Annotated in this window: 15 protein-coding genes; 6 read left to right on the top strand and 9 right to left on the bottom strand. The window is 64.0% G+C overall.

All coding sequences use genetic code 11. The annotated features are described in order from the left end of the window. Positions 1–65: 65 nt before the first annotated feature. From EG850_RS02160 to EG850_RS02200, 9 genes are all read right to left on the bottom strand, one after another. Positions 66–1,580, bottom strand: coding sequence for an aldehyde dehydrogenase family protein (locus EG850_RS02160; protein WP_124969382.1), 1,515 nt, complete (start codon positions 1,578–1,580; stop codon positions 66–68). Continuing rightward, the gene (locus EG850_RS02165; RefSeq protein WP_124969384.1) at positions 1,577–2,305 is read right to left on the bottom strand and encodes an HD domain-containing protein; all 729 of its coding nucleotides are present in this window, start codon (positions 2,303–2,305) and stop codon (positions 1,577–1,579) included. Before EG850_RS02165 ends, EG850_RS02160 begins: the two co-directional genes overlap by 4 nt. Beyond that, entirely contained in the window at positions 2,302–3,564 is a 1,263-nt protein-coding gene (locus EG850_RS02170) for an NAD(P)/FAD-dependent oxidoreductase (RefSeq protein ID WP_124969386.1), read from the bottom strand. The genes EG850_RS02165 and EG850_RS02170 overlap by 4 nt, the downstream gene beginning before the upstream one ends. 1 nt (position 3,565) lies before the next feature. After that, positions 3,566–3,886, bottom strand: coding sequence for a 2Fe-2S iron-sulfur cluster-binding protein (locus EG850_RS02175; RefSeq protein WP_124969388.1), 321 nt, complete (start codon positions 3,884–3,886; stop codon positions 3,566–3,568). Positions 3,887–3,935: 49 nt separating this feature from the next. Next, positions 3,936–4,715: an SDR family NAD(P)-dependent oxidoreductase gene (locus EG850_RS02180; protein ID WP_124969390.1), complete on the bottom strand. Its 780-nt coding sequence runs from the start codon at positions 4,713–4,715 to the stop codon at positions 3,936–3,938. Next, positions 4,708–6,594: a PEP-utilizing enzyme gene (locus EG850_RS02185; protein WP_124969392.1), complete on the bottom strand. Its 1,887-nt coding sequence runs from the start codon at positions 6,592–6,594 to the stop codon at positions 4,708–4,710. The genes EG850_RS02180 and EG850_RS02185 overlap by 8 nt, the downstream gene beginning before the upstream one ends. Positions 6,595–6,674: 80 nt before the next feature. Beyond that, a complete protein-coding gene (locus EG850_RS02190) occupies positions 6,675–7,766 on the bottom strand; it encodes a PEP/pyruvate-binding domain-containing protein (RefSeq protein WP_124969394.1) in 1,092 nt (363 codons plus the stop codon). Beyond that, positions 7,763–9,028: a cytochrome P450 gene (locus EG850_RS02195; protein WP_124969396.1), complete on the bottom strand. Its 1,266-nt coding sequence runs from the start codon at positions 9,026–9,028 to the stop codon at positions 7,763–7,765. The genes EG850_RS02190 and EG850_RS02195 overlap by 4 nt, the downstream gene beginning before the upstream one ends. 149 nt (positions 9,029–9,177) lie before the next feature. Continuing rightward, a complete protein-coding gene (locus tag EG850_RS02200; RefSeq protein ID WP_124969398.1) occupies positions 9,178–10,014 on the bottom strand; it encodes an IclR family transcriptional regulator in 837 nt (278 codons plus the stop codon). Positions 10,015–10,129: 115 nt separating this feature from the next. On the opposite strand from EG850_RS02200, the gene EG850_RS02205 reads away from it, so the two are divergent. From EG850_RS02205 to EG850_RS02225, 6 genes are all read left to right on the top strand, one after another. After that, entirely contained in the window at positions 10,130–10,897 is a 768-nt protein-coding gene (locus EG850_RS02205) for an IclR family transcriptional regulator (RefSeq protein ID WP_124969400.1), read from the top strand. 127 nt (positions 10,898–11,024) lie between these two features. Beyond that, positions 11,025–12,221, top strand: a complete 1,197-nt coding sequence (locus tag EG850_RS02210; protein ID WP_124969402.1) for a 4-hydroxybenzoate 3-monooxygenase — start codon at positions 11,025–11,027, stop codon at positions 12,219–12,221. A 149-nt stretch (positions 12,222–12,370) separates the two neighbouring features. Beyond that, positions 12,371–12,511 (top strand): hypothetical protein, encoded by a 141-nt coding sequence (locus tag EG850_RS13210; RefSeq protein WP_185714907.1) that lies wholly within the window; start codon positions 12,371–12,373, stop codon positions 12,509–12,511. 22 nt (positions 12,512–12,533) lie between these two features. Next, complete coding sequence (locus tag EG850_RS02215) at positions 12,534–13,325, top strand: IclR family transcriptional regulator (RefSeq protein WP_124969404.1); 792 nt, start codon at positions 12,534–12,536, stop codon at positions 13,323–13,325. A 165-nt stretch (positions 13,326–13,490) separates the two neighbouring features. Further along, positions 13,491–14,453, top strand: coding sequence for a cyclase family protein (locus tag EG850_RS02220; RefSeq protein WP_124969406.1), 963 nt, complete (start codon positions 13,491–13,493; stop codon positions 14,451–14,453). Continuing rightward, positions 14,450–15,217 (top strand): 3-ketoacyl-ACP reductase, encoded by a 768-nt coding sequence (locus EG850_RS02225; protein WP_185714908.1) that lies wholly within the window; start codon positions 14,450–14,452, stop codon positions 15,215–15,217. The genes EG850_RS02220 and EG850_RS02225 overlap by 4 nt, the downstream gene beginning before the upstream one ends. The last annotated feature ends 32 nt before the right edge of the window (positions 15,218–15,249 follow it).

Raw genomic sequence — 15,249 nt, forward strand, 5'->3', positions numbered from 1 at the left:
TCACGATGTTGGCCGCCACGCATCATGCGTGGCGGCCAATACGCGTCGTGGCCTAGGGCAGCGATCTAAAGCCGGTGAATTGATTTCGGGCTGAGGTAGGCGGCAAGCCCCTCCAGGCCGTACTCAACTCCGAGACCAGAATCGTGCCGACCACCGAAGGGTGCCGAGTGGTTCGAGGCGAAGAAGTTCACGCCTACCGAGCCCGAGTCGACGCGCTCTGCCACGGCCTGCGCTGCATCCTCATCAGCGCCGAACACTATTCCGCCGAGACCAAACTCGGTGTTGTTAGCGAGCGCAACCGCCTCATCGACATCGCGGTAGCGCAGCACCGTGAGCACTGGTCCAAAGATCTCTTCGCGAGCGATACGCATCTCGGGGGTGACGTCGGCGAAGACCGTCGGTTCGATGAAGAATCCGTCGGCAAGGTGGCCGCCGAGCTGGGCGGGTCGGCCACCCGTCGTCGCTCGCGCGCCCTCCGCCAAGCCGGCTTCGAGGTAGCTCAATACCGTGTCGTACTGGGCCCGGTTGGCGACAGGTCCGAAGACCGTGTTCGGGTCGAACGGGTCGCCGAGCGGTGCCTGCCCAATAGTTTCGGTGACGAGATCGACGATTTCGTCATAGCGCGACTCTGGCGCAAGGATGCGGGTCGAGATGTAGCAGGTTTGGCCGGTGTTGCGCAGGCAAGAACGGATGAGGCGCTGCTGAAGCGTCGCCGCATCCGCGTCTGGGAGCACGATCGCACTTGACTTGCCGCCAAGTTCAAGCGTGACCGGTCGCAGAAGCTCCCCAGCCGCAGCCGCGATCTTGCGACCGACAGGTGTTGAGCCGGTGAACGCCACCTTGTCGATGCCAGGGTGACGAACGAGTGCATCACCCATGCGGCCTGAACCGGTGATGAGGTTGATCACTTCGGCCGGCACACCAGCGGCCACGGCCGCCTCAACAATGAAGCGAATCGACAGCGGCGTCGGTGAGGCCGGCTTGATCACCACGGTGCACCCGGCGAGGAGTGCCGGCGCGAGCTTGATCACGACCAGATTGATCGGGAAGTTCCACGGGGCAATCAGGGCGCAGACGCCGACCGGGTCCTGCCGAACAATGGAGCGTGAGCGGCCCGTTGGCCCGCCGTTCGGGAACGGCCGCACATCATCGCGTTCAAGGTGCGGCGCAAGCGAAGCGAAGTAGCGGAAGATGCCCGCTGCATTCGCCGCCGCACCACTTGACTCCGCCACCGGCGAGCCGTTTTCGCGAGTGTTGGTGAGCGAAAGCTCATCGGCGCGGCGTTCAATTTCGTCAGCAATACGCAAGAGCACCTGCGCACGCTCGGAAGGCGCGAGGCCTGACCACTTGCCGTCGTCAAATGCGCGTCGCGCCGCGCCCACCGCGGCGTCAACATCGCTCGCATCGCCGCTCGGCACCGATCCCCAGACCTCGCCAGTTGCTGGGTCAGTCACCTGGTTGCGTTCGTTGCTGTGGGCGGTGCGCCACTGACCATCAATGAAGTGGTTCGCGACGTGCTGATAGGGGAGGTCTGCGGCGCGGGCGCGCAGCTCAGGAACAATCGAGACGGTCGAATTCACTGTGCGTCCTCTCGAATTGGTTCAGGACGAAGCACCTCAGTGCGGAGCAGTTCCGCCGATCGCTCAAGATCGGCAATGGCCATTTCGTAGCCGGCCTGCGAGATGAGCTCGGGCACAATCTCGCTGCGCAGCCGGTCGACATAGCTCGTGGGGTCGGTACCGAACCACGACGAGGCGAGCGCAATTCCTACCTGGTCGAAGCGCCAGAGCCGATCGGCGTCGCGCATAAGCGCATCCTCGAGCGAATAGGCGGTGGGCCGGGTGTCGTGACCGTCAATAATCGCGGTGACGCGCTCGATAAAATCGTTGCTGTAGCCGAGGGGTGGCAGCACTTCGCGAGCAATCTCGCAGCCCTGGTGTTCGTGCTCGTAGCGAATGCGAGCCTTGCGCCAATCGCCCGCGAATCCCTCCGAGATGATGCGCGACTCGTCGACGCGGCCCCAGCCGGTGTCGTGCAGGAGGGTCGCGACGAGCACGACCTCAGCATCTGCCTCGGGATGCGCCACGCACAGGCGCTCCGCGTAAGCGAGCGAGATTGGCAGGTGAATATCGTTGCTGCGCGCCCGAGTCTCGGGCAACACCGCACGCCAGATCGGGTCAAACATCGCGCGGTCCGCGGGTGTCATGGAGATTGGTCGGGTATCAATTGGACCCGACGCAGGGATGCGCGCCGCGCGGTAGCTGTCGGCGAATGTGCCAGTCGTAGCAGGATCGGTGAAGGTCATGCCTCTGCCTTTCGAAGGAGGCTCTTGAGGGGGACGTCGATGTCGCCTGCCTCGTCAGCCGGAATCTGTTCTCCGCGGGTGAGTGCCCCGCGGACGGCCATGAAGTCGACCGGTGAGTTGATGCAATCGGCGGCGATGATGCGGCCGTCGCGGTAGTAGAGCGCGGTGAACTTGTCGCGAGTGGGGTCTTGGCGAATGACCGTCTGGTCATAGCCGAGGTTGAGACCCGCGATCTGCAATTTGAGATCGGCCTGGTTCGACCAGAACCAGGGGATACCGACATATTCCTCATGGCGACCGACAAGCGAGTAGGCCGCGACCTTGGCGTGCTCGATGGCGTTGTTCACGCTCTCGAGGCGGATGCGTTCATCCGCTGGCGCGCCAGGCACAGGGTTTGGGATATTCGCTACATCGCCAACCGCGATCGTGGTGCCGTCGGAGGCAATCGCGTACTCGTCCACCACGATTCCGTTATTGATCTCAAGACCAAGCGCTTCGGCAAGTTCGGTGTTCGGAATGACGCCAATTCCTACGAGCACAATTTGCGCGGGGATGCGCTTACCGTCTTCGAGCTCGACTTCGGCAACCCTGCCAGTCTCTGCATCCGCGTGAAAACCTGCAAGCCGCACGTTGAGGCGAATGTCGAGACCGCGCTGGCGATGGGCTTCGAGGAAATAGTCGGCGGTCTCCGGCCCAACGGCACGGCCAACGAGCCGCGGCCCATGTTCGAGTAGGGTGACGCGCTTCCCCATACCGTGCAGGCTGGAAGCAGCCTCGAGGCCAATGAACCCGCCGCCAATCACCACTACATCGCTCGCGTCATCAACGACCGACTTGAGCTCGAGCGCGTCATCGGCGTTCCGCAACGTGAGCACACCGGGGAGTTCGGCACCGGGCAAATCGAGCTTCCGGGCCCGCGCGCCCACAGCGAGTGCGAGACGGGTGAACGGGAATTGCGCACCTGAGCGGGCGTGTGCCACTCCCGAACCGTCATCGGCTCGGGTGATCGACTCGATGCGCTCATCCTTGATGAGTCGGATGCCCTCGTTCTCCCAGAACTCGTTTGAGCGGAAGATGAGCTTTTCTTTGTCGATCGTGCCCTGCAAGAACTCTTTTGAGAGCGCGGGGCGCTGATACGGTCGGTGATTTTCATCGCCGAGAAGGGTGATCTCACCCTCGTACCCCACGCCGCGTAGCGACACGGCGAGCTGCACGCCTGCCTGGCTAGCGCCAATAATGAGCATGTGGTCGGTAGTCATCTCAGACCTGCGTTTCCGGGGTCGTCACGTGAAGCTTGACGCCATCGCAAAGCTTGATCTGGCACGACAGACGTGAGTTGTCTGCGCGGTCAACGGCCGTGCCCCAGAGCATCTCGTCTTCCATGCCCTCCATCGGGGGCAACGAGTCGAGCTCGTCTTCGCGCACAAACACGTGGCAGGTCGCGCAGGAGAGCGATCCGCCGCATTCGCCGACGATGCCGGGAACACCGTTACGTACCGCGGTTTCCATGACCGAGTCGCCGGCGACACCCTCGATCTCGCGGGTGGTGCCTTCGTGGTCGGTGAATTGGATGAGGGGCATGAGCTGTCCTTCGAAGTCAGGTTGGGCCGAGATTTGGTCGAGTGGCCCGTTAGATAAATTGCCGACCGCCGTCGACGACGAGAGTCTGGCCAGTGATGAAGCCGCTGGCAGAGTCAGTAAGGAAGAGCACGGCACCGACAATGTCGTCGGGCTGGCTGGCACGCTTCAGCGAGCCGCGGTCGACGCCGTAGCTGGCAGCGTCGGCCATGAGCCCGTAGCTCGCTTCGGTGAGTGTGAATCCGGGAGCCACCGCATTTACGGTGACGCCTCGTTCGCCGAGTTCCTTGGCGAGCACTCGCGTGAGCGCGATTACACCGCCCTTGGAGGCGACGTAGTGAGCCCAGTTGGCCGACCCCGAAAACACGGTGGCGCTCGAGAGATTGACGATGCTGGAGCCCTCACCGAGGTAGGGGCTCACTGCACGGCTCATAAGCCAGGGTCCCTTGAGGTTGACGCCCATGACGAGGTCCCACTCTTCAGGGTCGAGTTCTTCGAATGGCGCGCGGGTGACGGTGGCGTAGATGGCCGCGTTGTTCACCAGGATGCGTATGCTTCCGCCTCCGAAATCGGCCGCCTTGGCTGCGGCCTGCGCAGTGCTGTCGGCATCGGTGACATCGACGAACACACTCGTGGCAGTGCCGCCAGCTTCGCTGATGAGCTTCGCGGTCTCGGCCGCGCCATCGACATTGCGGTCGGCGCAGACCACGCGTTCACCGCGCTCAGCGAAGGCGAGAGCGAAGGCTCGGCCGAGGCCGCCGGCGGCACCCGTGATGAGGGTGGCGCCGGCGACTGCGGCCGCGTCGGTCGAAGCCGTGGTCGGGTTAGACATGGGCGTGGCCGTGCTCGTGGTTGTGGCTATGTGCGCTCGGCCCGGCTACGGCCGGCTCGTCGAGAATCTCAACGGTGCCCTTGGTGCCGTCGACCCGCAGCAGTTGGCCATTGCGAATCGTGGTTGACGCCGAGCCGGTACCGGTAACGGCCGGCAGGCCGTACTCGCGGCAGACGATGGCAGCGTGGCTCATCATGCCGCCGATGTCGGTGACGGTGGCGGCGATGCGACCGAAGATCGGGCCCCACGACGGCGCGGTGACCGGCGCGACGAGAATCTCGCCATCCTGCACCTCGCTGAGCTGACTCGCATCCATGATGACTCGGGCCTTGCCCTCGACAACACCGGGCGAGGCGGCCATGCCGCGCAGTCCGGTAGCGGCATTCGGGTCGTCACCGGCGGCGAGCCACTGCTCGACCTGTTCGGTGGTGATGCCCCAGAGCATTCGGGTAAACGGCTCGGTAATCGACGCCGGCGGCGTGTTCAGCGCAGGTGCCGGGCGGGCAGTCTTGAGCGCTTCGACGATGCCCTTGCGTCGCTCGATCTCTTCGGGCCAGTACACCGGGCCGATCGGGCCGCCGGGTGCGCCAACGCCCCAGGCGGTGACGAGGTCGAAGAGGGCGTCGCGCACCTCGTTGCGGCCGAGGTAGAGCAAGTCATTCGGTTCGGCCCAGAAGCCCTCGGCGTGGAACAAGCGCGAAAGCTCGCGTACCTTGCGCCAGAACACACCCATGGTCCAGTGCTCGATGTAGAAGTTGTGGTTCTCAACGTAGGGGTAGCACTGCGCTGCGAGGCCGCGTTTCTGGTCGAAGGCGATGAGGTCGTCGCCTTCCAACAGCTCGCGGTATTCGTCGATGATGCGGTCGCGCTCTTCGATAAGCGCGGCCACCGGGCGCATGATTTCCTGTCCGAGGTCAACGCGGCGAATGTAGTCGGCGATGAACCCGAGCGGAATCTCCTGGTTTTCGTTCCAATACTGGTCGTGGCCGTAGAAGCCGTTGCCGGTGGTGAAGTTGAACCACGGTTCCTTTGCCTGCTCGTAACGCTCGAGCCAAGCGGTGCCGTGCGGGGTCGCGGCAATGCGGGCAAGGGTGCCTTCAACGTCATCCGTGTTCTCGAACGCTGCCTGCAGGCCGAGTTGGCTGGCGAGCACGGCGAGCTGCTTCAGCTCATCGTCGGGGCGGAAGAGTTCCATGTCGACGCCCTGCACCATCGAGGCAATCGACTGGTCGGGAATAGAGGGGAAGACCTCCTTACAGAAGTTGAAGAAGTCGAGGTAGGCGATGTAGCCGAGGTTGAGGAACTCGAAGTGGTACTGCCAGTTCTGGTAGGCGAGCTGGATGAGGCGGTCGTAGTTTTCGAGCAGCTGCTCCGAACCATCCTTGGCGACACCGTCGCGAATATCGGCGAGCGGCACCATGGCCGGTGGCTTGCGGAAAGTAAGCGTTTCCATCTCGGCGATCGTGCCGCGTACCTTCGAGTGCCACTGGTCGAGCAGGCGCGGCCAGTTTTCGAAGTAGTAGCCCACGCGCTCCTGGAAGTGCGGCACCCTGTCGGCAATCTGCTCTTCGGGCACCGGCACCGGGCTCATGTAGAGGTAGCCGAGGTGGATGCGGAACTCGATGCCGTTCGCGTTCGGAATGATCAGGTGCCGGGCGTTGTACTGGCCGAGGCACTTGACCGCGAACTCACCACCGATGGTTTCAAACGGCTTGAAGACGGTGGGCCAGTGCTGCGAGTCGCAGAACCAGAACTTCGCATCCTCTTCTTCGCGCAGGGCGTCTTGGAAGACGAGGTAGTAGGGGTAGATCTTCTCCCAGCCTTCGGCTCCGGCTGGTACCGGGAGCTCGGACGGCTTCGGGAACGACTTCATTGACATGAGGGTCCTTTCGAGGGCACGACGGTGTGCCCCGATGGCTAAGGAATGTGGTGATCGTTGGGATGCAGGTGATGCTGCGGTTAGTTCACGCGGGGAGCCGCGAACTTCATGACTGAGGAGAGGTCGAACGCCGCGGTGGCGGGTGTCGAGCCACTCGATGAGCGGGATGCTTTTGGCTTTGCCGAGTGCACCGTTTCGGGTCGCGCCTGTAGCAGGAGTACGTTCTCGCCGGCTGGCAGATCGCCGTCTATGGCCCATTCGACGTCTTGTGGGACGCGATAGTGCTTTTCGGCGCGCTTGGCGAGGTTCGCTACGGCGAGCACCTCGTCGCTTGAGAGGCATCGCTGGGCGCGGCGCTTCTCATTGACCTCACGCTGGACGAGCTTCGAGCCGGCCGGATCAACCACGAGTTCAGCGTGCTTGTCGCCGATGCGCTCATCGATTACCTGCAGGGTGACTTTGTCGAGGCGCAGGTTGTCGGGGGTCACCTCGCCCGAGACCACCATTTCGCCGACGCCGTACGAGGCATCGATGACGATCTTTGAGCGGTCGCCGTTGGCTGGATCGATGGTCATCGCGACACCCGAGGTCTTCGCGTTCACCATCTTTTGCACAACCACGGCCATCGAAAGTCCGTCGTTGGGAATGTTGTTGCGCAGGCGGTAGATGATCGCGCGGCTCGTGTAGAGCGAGGCGAAGCACTTGCGGATGTGGATACCGACCTCGTCAAACCCGTTGATCCACAGGTAGGTGTCCTGCTGGCCGGCGAAAGATGCATCCGGCAGGTCTTCGGCGGTCGCGCTCGAGCGCACAGCGACCGGCACTGGTTCGGCGAACTTCGACTGCAGTTGCTCATACGCGGCAATAGTTTGCTCGCGAATGTGCAGCGGCATCGGCTTAGACGTAATCTCTTCGCGAATCTGGGCAGCAACGCGCTCAACTTCGTCGACATTATTGGCGTCGAGTCCGTCGAGTAGCTGGTGGATGTCGTCGGCGATGCCGGCTTCGGCGATGAAGTCATCGAATTGGTGGGTAGTGACGACGAATCCTGGAGGGACGGGCATCCCGGCGGCGGTCATGGTGACCAGCGAGGAGCCCTTGCCGCCAAGTTCAGCGAGGGTGGGAGGCGTACCGCCGTCAAAGAACTGGATGTAGCGGGTGTCGATGGTCATGCGCGGGCACCTTCCCAGGTCACAGGCATAGAGGTGGGTACGCGAAACGAGATGTTCTCTCGGAATTCGATGTCCTCGGGGCGATCGGCCTCCAGGTAGGGCGCGCGCGTCGCGATCTCTTCGAGGGCGATCTTCGCCTGCAGCTTCGCGAGCATGTTGCCGAGGCAGTAATGGATGCCGAAGCCGAACGAGAGGTGCTCGCGCGCATTCTTGCGGTGGATGTCGAGCTCATCCGGGTTTTCAAAGTGGCTCTCGTCGCGGTTCGCTGAGCCCATGACGAGCAACAGGCCGTCGCCTTCCTTGATGGCGACACCGCCAACTTCGGTATCGCGGGTTGCCTTGCGGCGCCAAGCGACGATCGAACCCGAATAACGCAGTACTTCGTCGATCGCGCCGGGGATCAGTTTGGGGTCGTCAAGAATCTCTTGCCACTGCTTGCGGTCGGCGAGGAGCACTCGGCAGGCATTGGTGATGAGCGTGGTCGTCGTCTCATGTCCGGCGAACAAGAGCGAGTAACAAACCGAGGCGATCTCGTGATCGGTGATCTCGGCGCCCTCATCCTGGGCGCGAACGAGGTCAGCAACGAGGTTGTCGCCACCCTCTCGGTGGGCCCGCTCGACGAGCGCGAGGCATTGCTGCCAGTACTCGACGAGATTGTGAGCGTGGGGCACCTGCTCTTCATCGCTGAGATCGCCCCAGGTCATTGCCGCGCGCGAGTCGCTCCAGCGCTTGTAGTCATCGATGCGGGCGAGGTCTTCGCCGATCAGTGTGAGGATGGTGATGGTCGGCAGCTCGTAGGCGACGTCGCGCAGGATGTCAGCGTCACTGGCGCCACGTTCGAGCATCCCATCGATGAGACGGGCGACGTTCTCACGGATGAACGGCTCGAGTACCTTGTATCGGCGCGGCGTGAAAGCGCGCTGCACGACACTGCGGATGCGAGTGTGCGTCGGGGGAGTGCGCGCGCTAAGTCCCGAGTACGCCGTGAACCCGCCCTCAGTCATGATGCGCTTGGCCTCGGCACCGCGCTCGCGGACCGGCGCCTGGGCGTTCTCGCTCGAAAACGTCTCCCAGTCGTTGAAGACAGCCTTGATGTCGTAATAGCGGGTGACGATCCACAGCCCCACTCGCTCGTCGAAGACAACCGGAGCCTCATCGCGAAGTCGAGCGTAGGAAGGGAAGGGGTTCTTCATCTCGAAGGGTTCGTAGCCGTGCGCGGCCGCACCGTGTGCGACGGGGCATCCGCTCGTCGTCGATGACATGCATTCTCCTAGTCCGAAGGAGCTCTACATTGAGCTCCCGAAGGTGACTATGAGTGTGGGCGCGGTGCGATCGATCGCCACTATGCAAATTCCACTCAGTGGAAACGAGTTTCTAGGCCGGCCTCCCGAATCCTGCAGTTGCGACGGTGCTACTCGGGCGATGGACTGCTCGCCGACGGCTTTGTTCGGGCCGCAGCTCCCACATCCATACCTGAGCGCAGTAGCGACTCAAGCGGAATAGGCGTCGTCGCCCGCTCGATGCGTTCGCTTACATTTCGCAACGTGGGCACATGCGCCGTGAGCTGGGATGCGGTTGCGGTTTGCATCACGAGCCCAACACCGGCTCCAATGCGGCCGGTGTGAAACACCGGCACCGCGACCGAGCAGGAGCCGGCGCGCACCTCGTCGATGGTGATTGCGAATCCGAGCTTGCGGATGCGATCGAGTTCAAGCCGCAGCAGCTTCGGGTCAGTCACCGTGCGTGGGGTACGTGATTCAAGCGGCCGACGCAAATACGCCTCGCGCACTTCGGGAGTCTCGTGAGCGAGGATGACCTTGCCCACTGCGGTTGCATGCATAGGCAAGCGGCCTCCGACGCGGGAGGCGCGAGGCACTCGGCGCAGCCCGTAGATGCGGTCGATGTAGAGCACGTCCATGCCGTCGCGAATGGCGAGGTGCGAGGTTTCGCCGGTCAGCGCATAGAGGTCTTGGAGGTACGGCCGTACGGTGTCGCGCAGGGCTCGACCGGCGTTTTGCGCGAGTTCCCAGAGCCGCAGCCCAACCTGATAGCGGTCGTTCGCATCGCGCGAAATTGCGCCCCATTCCTCGAGCTCTGCGGCCAGTCGGTGCGTGGTACTCAGGGGCAACCCCGCCGTTGCCGCCAGGTCAGTGAGGCTCAACGAGCGCTGGCCCGACTCGAATGCGGCGAGGATCGCGAGCACCTTCGAGGTCACGGTGCGCCCAGGCTCGCCGCTGCCTCCTGCCACTGGGTCTCCTTCGACGCGGTTGGGTTGGATGCGGTGCCCACATGCTAGTTCGCGGTATGCGCCACGGCCGCGCGAATGCAGGCAAGTCGCGGCGAAATGCGCTGAGATCGAGGCTATGGCCAATTCCGCATCCGGTGACTCCATGCTCGACCGCCTCGTGCGCGTGCTCGAGTCGTTTGACACCGGCCGCCCGACGCAGACGATCGCAGACCTCGCGCGCCGCGCGGACCTGCCGCTGTCGACGGCGTATCGCTTCGTCGGTGAACTCGTTGAACGGGGCCTGCTTGAACGAGACGAGTCGGGCGAAGTTCGCATTGGGATGCACCTGTGGGAGCTCACGACGCGCGGCTCTCGAGCGCTCGAATTGCGTCGCCTCGCACTGCCGAGCATGGGACGGGTGCAGGCGCGCTTGCGCGAACACACCCAGCTCGCGGTGCTCGAAGGCGACTCGGCACTGTTCATCGAGCGTCTGAGCGGAGCCTCGTCGGGCGCAAACATCACTCGCGTGGCCGGAAGGCTACCGCTCCACGCCTCCTCGTCGGGGCTTGTGCTCCTTGCGTACGCGCCCGCTGAGGTGCGTGAGCGCATCCTGGCAGGTCCCCTCTTGCCCGTCGCCGACGAGACGATCACCGATCCCGATCAGCTGCGACGCACGCTCGCGCATGTTCGTGAGCGTGGTCACGTGCGCGCGCTCGGCTCGATCGAGCATCACTCGCTCGGCATCGCGGTGCCGGTTGACGACGGCTCGGGTCGCGTCATTGCGGCGCTCTCGGCGGTCTTGCCGCGCGAGTACCCAAACCCGGATGCGGCCCTCGCCGTACTCGTGCGCGGCGCCAAAGAGATCACGGCGGCGATCGCCGGCCGCGAGGGCGTCGCGAACTAACCTGCGGGTGCGGTACCCGAATTTTCTTCCCGATGAATGGGAATGCTCGACCAGATCGCCTGCGCGTAGCCAAGACTTTCGCAAGTACCCAGTCGGGGAGCAGCTTCAGTCAGTCAAAGGAGACGTCATGACCACCATCCGTACCCAGGTCGGCATCATCGGCGCCGGTCCCGCAGGCCTCCTGCTCGGCGAAATGCTTGAGCGCGAGGGCATCTCGTCGGTCATCATCGACACCCGCACCCGCGAAGACATCGAACAGACGATCCGCGCCGGCATCCTCGAGCAGTCAACGATCGACGTGCTCGACGCCATCGTGCCGAACCACCGCGCCCGCACCGCCGGCTACCGCCACGAGGGCATCGAACTCGACTTTGACGGTGCCGGTCACCGCATCGACTTCGAAGCGCTCGTCGGCCAGGCCGTCTACCTCTACCCGCAGCACGAAGTGCTCATCGACCTCCTCGTCGCCGCGGATGCGCGCAACGCTGATATCCGTCTTGAGGTCACCGCAAACGACGTCGTCGACCTCGACACCGCGACCCCGCGCATCCTCGCCACCACCAAGGACGGCGAGCCCCTCGAGATCGTCTGCGACTTTGTTGTCGGCGCCGATGGCACCCGCGGAATCTCGCGCGCGCTCGTCAATGGCGCCCGCCGCGAGGGCCACTTCCGCGAGTACCCCTTCGCCTGGTTCGGCATCCTGACCGAGGCCGCACCGAGTGCCCCCGAACTCATCTACGCCGCCTCGGAGCGCGGCTTCGCGCTCATTAGCCAGCGCAACGAGACCGTGCAACGCATGTACCTGCAGTGCGACCCCGAGATGCCGGTCGATGCGATGACCGACGACGAGATCTGGGATGAGTTTCAGGCTCGCGTGCCTGCCACTGAGCTCAAGCGCGGGCCGATCTTCCAGCGCGATGTGCTCCGCTTCCGCTCGTTCGTTGCGGCGAAGCTGCGTAACGGCCCGATGTTCCTTGTTGGTGACTCGGCTCACACGGTGCCGCCGACCGGTGCCAAGGGCATGAACGTGGCCGTGGCCGACGTCGTCCTCCTTAACCGCGCGCTGCGCGAGCACTACGCGGGCGGCGGCGACGCCTTCCTCGACAGCTACGAAGAGGATGCGCTCGTGCGCATTTGGAAGGCCCAGCACTTCTCGTACTGGATGACCTCGATGCTCCACGCAGCTCCCAACGAGACGAGCTACGACCACAACCGCCGCATCGCGGAATTGCGCACCGTCACCGACTCGGAGGCCGGCCGCAAGTTCCTCGCTGAGGGCTACACCGGCTGGCAGTTCGCCGGTTGGGAGCCCGTCGAGAAGTAGCGTTCGCGCGCACTCAATCCAACTTACCCCTGTCGATCTGCGGATCGACAGGGGCAAGTTAGTTTCCCAGGATCCTCAAGTAAGTCCGAGTCTCGAACTCGACTCCCTCGCCAAAGATCCCGATAAATGGACTCAAGGAGAGTGGCTTAATGGGGAGCAATCACGAAGTCGCCGGCCAGACCGCGATCATCACCGGCGCCGGAAGCGGCATCGGTGCCGCCACGGCCATCCTGATGACTTTTGTGGTTGGTGGGTCGACATGGATGCGCACCCCGATAGTGTCGGCATAGCTGCCACGTGAAGGAGGACCGCATGACTGAGCCCACCGACCAGACCCCGGTCTCGGGTGTGCTGCCGCGCATCCACGTGCTGCTCACACGCATCTCGGCAAGCGGGCGTCACGGCATCCGCCTCAAAGATCTCGCCGAAGAGACCGGCATCGCCCGCCCGACCGTGCACCGGATGCTGCAGGACCTCAGCGCCGTCGGCTACGTCTCGCAGCTCGAGAACAAGCACTACGTGCTTGGCGAAGAACTCTTCTGGCTGGGACTCGCCGCACCCTTCACCTTCCCGGCGATGCCGGCGCTGCGGGTGCTCGCTGATTCCCTCGCGCTCACCACCGGTGACACGGTTTACGTCTCAATGCGTGTGCCTGGTGGCGTGCGTTACCTCCTGCGCGCTGAGGGCGACTATCCGCTGCAATCGAAGGTGGTCACCCCGGGCGACTTCAAGCCGTTCACTTCCAGCTACACCGGGCTCGCGATGCTCGGCACCATGCCGCCCGATCTGCAGGAATCGGCGATTGAGCATCTGCAACTCACCGGCATCGTCGCCGAGATCGACCGACCGACGTTGCGCGACGAATTGCGTGCGGCGGTGGCGAGTGTGGGCACGCAAGGTTGGCTCACCGGCGCGAATCTTGTGATGCCCGGGCTTTCGGGAATCGGCGCCCCGGTGCCGGTGGCCTCGGGCCTACCGATTGCGGCCGTGTCGATCTCGGCGGCGGAGATGCGCATCACCCCGGAGCGCGCGGCGAAGCTGGCGCCTGAACTGCTCAACACGGCCCGCCGGATGGGGCACGCGATTTCACAGGTGCGTCGCTAGGCGGTCTCGAAACGGCGTGGAGTTCGGTGAATGGACTATCGCGCATTGATGTATTGCGGGCGGCTTCCGTTGATGCGTAGCATTTGAGCAGTATTCGTGCCGAGCTGATGCATCCTGCGCAAGCACTGGAGTTCAATTATCGGAACTATCGCGCAAGGGGGCGCAATGAACGCATCCGAGGTCATGCACATTGGCGAGCTGCTCAAGAACTCGCCGCGCAATTGGGGCAAGTGGGGTGACGACGATGAAGTTGGCGCGCTCAACTATCTCGACACCGCCGAGGTGCTGCGCGGGGCGACCGCAATCCGCTCCGGCAAGACCTTCACGCTTGCGATCCCGATGGCAAACCCCGCGGGGGATCCGCTCTGGCCGGGGCGTCAGCCCGCATCCCGGTACAACGTGCTCGATCGCGGTGATTTTGCCGCCGGCGCCGGCCCGGCGATCCCCGGCGGTAACGAGTATGCCGACGACATCATGGTCATCTACAACCAGGGCTCGAGCCAGGTCGATGCCCTCGGCCACGTGTGGTACGACAACGAACTCTACAACGGCTACCCGGCCGAGACCACCGCGCACACGCTGACGAAAGCGAGCATCCTGCCGATTGCCGAGCGCGGCATCGTCGGCCGCGGCGTGCTCATCGATATGGCGCGACACCGTGGCAAGGCCTCGCTCGCGAAGGGCGAAACCTTCACGCATGACGACTTGCTCGCGGCAGCGGAGGCGCAGGGTGTCGAGATCTCGCCGCGAAGCATCCTGGTCATTCGCACCGGATTCATTGGCTCGTTCTGGCGCGAGGGCGCGGCCGAGTTCTACCGCGACTTCAACGAACCGGGGCTCGTCTACAGTCCCGAGCTCGTCGAGTGGTTCCAGCGCATGGAGATTCCGGCGCTCGTCACCGACACCATCGCGAATGAGGTGACGGTTGATCCGAATACCGGCATCAGCCTGCCGCTGCACTCAGCGCTCATGCGCAACCTTGGTGTGACGTTCAGCGAGATCATGTCGCTCGATGGGCTCGCTGAAGATTGCGCAGCCGATGGCCAGTGGGAGTTTCTCTATGTGGCGGCGCCGTTGAAGGTCTTCGGCGGGACCGGCTCGCCTGTCAATCCGGTGGTGATCAAGTGACCCGGCAAGTTGCGCTTGTGACCGGCGCGCGCCAGGGACTCGGGCAGGGTGCGGCGGTATCGCTCGCGCGTCGCGGCTTCGACCTTGTGCTCGTGGATGTGGTTGATGATTTGAGCGAGACAGTCGAGCTCGTTGAGGCCGAGGGGGCTGCGGTGCGCGTGCTCACGGCAGATCTCGCCGATGTGGCCGGGCACTCGGCACTTGTCGATGCCGCCTGGGATGCGTTTGGGCGCGTCGACTGCCTCGTGAACAATGCGGGTCTCGCGATGCGGCCGCTGACTGACCTGCTCGACATCACGCCCGAGGCCTATGACCGGGTCGTCGACGTGAACCAGCGCGGCACCTTCTTTCTCACGCAGGCGGTGGCAAAGCGGATGATCGCGGCGGGTGGCGATGGCGGGCATCGCTCGATCATCACCGTGAGTTCGATCGCCGCGCGGATGGTGAGCACACTGCGCTCGCCATACAACCTGTCGAAGACGGCGCTGAGCATGATGACCGAGCTTTTTGCGGTGCGTTTGGCTGAGGAGGGGATTGCGGCCTATGAGGTGCGGCCCGGTTATATGCGCACGGCGATGACCGCATCCGCGGTGCCGGAAGAGCTCACCCGCAGTATTGAGGCCGGGCGGGTGCCGGCTCGCCGATGGGGTACGCCCGACGACGTCGGCCAGACCATCGCGACTTTGGCCGCGGGGGAGCTGCCCTTCTCGACCGGCCAGGCGATCTGGATCGACGGCGGCCTGCACATGCACCAGGCCGACTGAGTCCCGCGCCTCGTGCCAAGGCCTGCTTGTCG

Origin of the sequence: Gulosibacter macacae (genome assembly GCF_003865375.1) — a bacterium.
Classification (GTDB): Bacteria; Actinomycetota; Actinomycetes; order Actinomycetales; family Microbacteriaceae; genus Gulosibacter; species Gulosibacter macacae.